The organism is Dictyobacter formicarum (assembly GCF_016587435.1).
Window position 1 is genome coordinate 1 of record NZ_BNJJ01000059.1, and the last position, 4,605, is coordinate 4,605.

Annotated in this window: 4 protein-coding genes; 1 reads left to right on the forward strand and 3 read right to left on the reverse strand. The window is 50.5% G+C overall.

Annotation, left to right across the window (positions count from 1 at the left end; all coding sequences use genetic code 11):
* Positions 1-1,297, forward strand: a 1,297-nt coding sequence (locus JMI88_RS39105) for a S41 family peptidase (protein ID WP_201367507.1), incomplete at its 5' end; no start/stop codon positions are given.
* A 34-nt stretch (positions 1,298-1,331) separates the two neighbouring features.
* Here the strand turns inward: JMI88_RS39105 and JMI88_RS39110 are convergent.
* From JMI88_RS39110 to JMI88_RS39120, 3 genes are read right to left on the reverse strand one after another with little or no spacing between them, the layout of a single operon-like run.
* Positions 1,332-2,165: an AAC(3) family N-acetyltransferase gene (locus tag JMI88_RS39110; RefSeq protein ID WP_201367508.1), complete on the reverse strand. Its 834-nt coding sequence runs from the start codon at positions 2,163-2,165 to the stop codon at positions 1,332-1,334.
* The gene (locus tag JMI88_RS39115; protein ID WP_201367509.1) at positions 2,162-3,094 is read right to left on the reverse strand and encodes a hydroxymethylglutaryl-CoA lyase; all 933 of its coding nucleotides are present in this window, start codon (positions 3,092-3,094) and stop codon (positions 2,162-2,164) included. Before JMI88_RS39115 ends, JMI88_RS39110 begins: the two co-directional genes overlap by 4 nt.
* 5 nt (positions 3,095-3,099) lie before the next feature.
* Positions 3,100-4,542 (reverse strand): hemolysin family protein, encoded by a 1,443-nt coding sequence (locus JMI88_RS39120; RefSeq protein WP_201367510.1) that lies wholly within the window; start codon positions 4,540-4,542, stop codon positions 3,100-3,102.
* Between the last annotated feature and the right edge of the window lie 63 nt (positions 4,543-4,605).

A 4,605-nucleotide genomic window follows, 5' to 3' on the forward strand; every position in this document is an offset into this window, starting at 1 on the left:
CTATCCTCCGTTAAATGAGGTATCAACGACACATCGACTACAACATATGCTCGGACGCATGCTGGCTCTGGTAGCATTGGTGGTCGTAGCCTTTTTCGGGGGCTGGTTCGGGCACCAATACTTTGGTGAGACCTACTTTAATCAAAATAACCCCTCTCAGTCATACGCAGCCTTGTTTCAGCAAGCCTGGAATAAAATTGATCAAAATTATGTAGACCGCAAATCCATAGACTATAAGAAGATGTCCTACGCCGCGATTAATGCTATGATTGCTACATTAGGGGATAAGGGCCATACACGCTTTATGGATCCTCAGGCGACGCAAGCTGAGAATCAGCAGTTGAGTGGCAAATTCACTGGCGTTGGTATTTATTTAAGCCAGGACAAAACTAGCGGTAAATTGATTGTTACTTCACCGATTCCAGGCTCTCCCGCTGAAAAAGCGGGTATTAAACACGGCGATGTCATTATCGCTGTCAATGGCAAGAGTACGGCCGGTAAAGATACAGCTGGTGTGAGCAGCATGATCCAGGGTAAAATCGGCACTAGCGTCGATATCACCATTCAACGAACTGGAGAAACGCAGCCACGCACGTTCAAATTGACACGTTCCGAAATCAATGTTCCAAATGTGATAATGCACTATATCCCGGAAACCCATACGGCACACATCCAGGTGGTCCAGTTCGCTGATGGCGTGGCGGGGCAGGTTAAGGATCAGTGGGCTAAAGCGAAAAGTATGGGAGCCACTAGTATTATCCTGGATCTGCGCGATAATCCAGGCGGCTTCTTAAACGAGGCAGTCAATATGACCAGTCTCTTTGTTAAGAGTGGACATGTGTTGCTGCAGCAAGATAGCAGTGGTAAACGCGTTCCGATTGATGTAACGGGTAATCCAGTCGATACAACGTCACCAATAGTGGTGCTGGTCAATGGCAATTCGGCCAGTGCCGCTGAAATTGTGGCTGGCTCGCTGAAAGAAAATGGACGCGCCACGGTGATTGGTGAGCGCACCTATGGAACTGGTACCGTCCTGCAACCCTTTAATCTGTCTGACGGCTCGCAATTGCTGATCGGTACCCAGGAATGGCTCACCCCTCAAGGCCATTTTATTCGCAATAGCCCGGATAAACATGATGGGGGCATCAGCCCAAATATTGAGGTTAAACTGCCAGCCAATGGCACGGTTCTGACGCCAAATGATGAAAATCAGGGGAACTTAAGCGCCCAGCAGATACTGAAAAGTCAGGACAATCAACTCATCAAAGCCATTCAGTACTTACAGGGCAATAAATAGTTAACTGTACTGTAAAAAGGGGACCGCTATTCGCCTATACCTCGAGTAGCGGTCCTCCTTTTATCGCGTCATTGCAGCGTACACACTCCTGATCAGCACAATGAGTAATATCAGGCTGCTCTCGAATCGCTCCCACCGCTAGCTGCAATGCCTCACCGGCAGCATATACCTGCCAGAGGCTCTGGCCCACTCTGAGTTTCCGTTGGGCAGACGCCAGAGCAGGCTCTAAGCGCCCAAAGCCTTCCGAACAACTACCAACTGCTACCAGCATGGGCTGGTAATCAGGTCCATTCGCACAACGACGGAACAGTTCACGGCCCGCAACCTGCTCGGCGTAGTGTAAAAAGGTCATCCGCTCCAACCCGACACCCATCAAAATAATCGAGCCATGCATCAGGGTCAGGGTATGCAGAGGAGCATACACATTGAGTGGATCCTGGCCATCAATTAAGGTTTCAGCCAGCGGTCCCAGCGCAGCAAACGAGTTCAAAGGATGGTTGCCTCGCACGCGCTGCGGATGCTCAACGATGTACTTTGGAATCAGTCCCATAGTGATATTCAGTTCACGCGAAGCTGGCGTATAGACTTCATTCTTGCCCATATACACTCTGGAAGAGAGCTGTGTGTAATCAATACCGTTACGTGGCGGTCGCATCTCCTGAAGATCGGGTGGTGCTATCGCATAGGCGGCGTCTGAAAAGGTAGGGACCAGCACAGTACAGCCTTCGGCCAGAAAGCCAGCCACAATAGTCTCGGCTCCATGGGCTATCGATCCAAATGAACGCAAAGAGGAGTGTACACACACAGGCATGCCAGATACTCCCAGTATTTTTACGGCCTGGCGAATGTCTTTGACGGTAACGGTCATTGTTCTTTTCCCGCTGCGGCAATAGCTGCCTGGTAATATTTACTGAGGGGGGGATGATCCAGGTATGCGGCAATAAAGCGCGTCGCTTCCACAACCTTCTCCAGATTGACGCCTGTCTTAATACCCATACCGTCGAGCATATAGAGCAGGTCTTCGGTGGCCAGATTGCCAGCGGCTCCAGGTGCATAGGGACATCCACCCAGCCCACCGGCGGAAGCATCAATTGTGGTAATCCCCATCTGTAAAGCTATCAGGACATTGGCCAGTGCGGTCCCACGGGTATCGTGAAAGTGAACACCAATTTGTTCCAATTCAATATCCGCACCAAGCACCAGATCCAGCACCTGCGCAACCTGTACAGGATTCGCTACGCCAATGGTGTCGCCCAGCGAGATTTCGGCTACGCCCATCTCTAACAAATCACGCGCAACCTCGACTACTCGTCGCGGATCTACCGCTCCTTCATAGGGACAGCCAAAGACGGTTGAGATATAGCCACGTACAGGAATAGCTTCTTGCCGGGCAAGGTCAAGGATTGGCCGAAAATTGGCCAGACTCTCGGCAATGCTGGCATTGATATTATGGCGCGTAAAACTATCGCTGGCTGCGGTAAAAACAGCGATAGAGCGCACTCCGGCAGCCAGGGCGCGCTCCATCCCCTTGAGATTAGGAACCAGGACAGGATATTCAACGGCTGGCTGACGCCGCAGAGAGGTCATTACGGCTGCGGCATCGCTCAATTGTGGAATAGCGTGCGGGCTGACAAACGAGGTGGCCTCTACTACAGGGAGGCCAGCCTCAGCCAGCAGTTGAATAAATTGAATTTTCTGCTCAGTCGGAATCTGGCTCTTCTCGTTTTGCAGGCCATCGCGCGGCCCCACTTCAACGATCCGAACCGAGTCTGGCAATATTGCATTAGCTAGCTGCATACGTTTTACGCACCTTTGTATTCGAAACGAGATGGCTGTTCAGTCAGCGCTCCCTTTTCTTCCGCCTTATCCTCAGATGGTTGTTGCTCATCTCCTGCCGGAGCAGGTAGCAACAACAAATCTGACTCTTCATGGTAGCGATTCACACGTATCTTAAGGATACGTCGTCCCCGCGTTGCCAGGACGGTTAGAGTGATGTTTTCAAAGGAGATGGTGTCTCCAACACCTGGAATTTTATCCAGCTGCGCATAGACAAAACCGCCTAACGTTTCATAATCGCTATCGTCCATGTGAGTGCCCATCAATTCATTGAAGTCGTAAATGCTCATTTTAGCGTTAATGATATATTCATTCTCATTTACAACCTCAAACAGCTTCTCCTCATGGTCATATTCGTCCTGAATATCTCCCACAATCTCTTCCATCAAGTCTTCGATTGTGACCAGACCAGCAACCGAGCCATATTCATCAATGACCATGGCCATGTGCGTATGGCTCTGACGCAACTCGCGCAATAGATCATCCAGTTTCTTGGTCTCTGGCACACAATAAGCACTACGTACGAGATTATGGACGGGCAGTGAACCATGATTCTCGCGTAACTGACGCAACATATCTTTGGTGTAAAGAATCCCCAGGATGTCATCTACACCCACCGAAGCCTCGTAGACCGGGATACGCGAGAAACCGCCCTGCATGGCCAGATCTACCGCCTGGTTAACCGTGGCGGTGCTGGGCAAGCTCACCATATCAATACGCGGAACCATCACTTCACGCACGGTGGTATCGGCGAATTCAAAGATACTGCGAATCATCTCGGTCTCTTCTTCTTCGAGTACCCCTTCTTCTTCACCTACTGTCACCAGCAAGCGAAGCTCTTCTTCGGTAATGAATGGGCCACGATGCTTCATATGGCCTCCCAGGAGGCGCACCAGGCCCGAAGTGATCGCACTGAGCAGCCAGACAATTGGCCGCAAAACCCAGGCGGCAGCAAGTACCGGGTTAATGAAAAAGCGCGCCCAGCGTAGTGGATTCTGTACCGCGGCTGTTTTAGGTGAAATCTCGCAGAAGATCAACACAACCAGTGAGGTAGCAACAGAAGAGATCAATTCGCCAAAGGAGGCAGAGAAGAAACGCAGCGTTAAGACCGTTGCCATACTGGACGCCACAACCACAGCAACGCTGTTTACGATTAGAATCGTCGAAAGGAAAACGTTTGGTTCAGCTAACAAACGCTCGATTTTAAGCATTTGTTTATCACCCTCTTCGGCCAGGTTTTTCAGCTTGATACGATTGACCGAAGTAAAGGCTGTTTCAGCGGCTGAAGCCATTGCACAGAGCACCAGCATAACCAGCATGATAGTCAACTGGAGCCAGGCCTGTGCATCAAATTGTGAAACGTGAAAATTGATATTGGCGGCTAAGCTCGATAAGCCAGGGCCGTCCATATGAGCACCTATTCCTTTTTGCCACCATCCGCTGCCTCATCTTCCAACGATGGCAACGTACGC

Coding starts and splice junctions, on each gene's coding strand:
- JMI88_RS39110 (WP_201367508.1), bottom strand. CDS start 2,165: ATGACCGTTACCGTCAAAGACATTCGCCAGGCCGTAAAAATACTGGGA.
- JMI88_RS39115 (WP_201367509.1), bottom strand. CDS start 3,094: ATGCAGCTAGCTAATGCAATATTGCCAGACTCGGTTCGGATCGTTGAA.
- JMI88_RS39120 (WP_201367510.1), bottom strand. CDS start 4,542: ATGGACGGCCCTGGCTTATCGAGCTTAGCCGCCAATATCAATTTTCAC.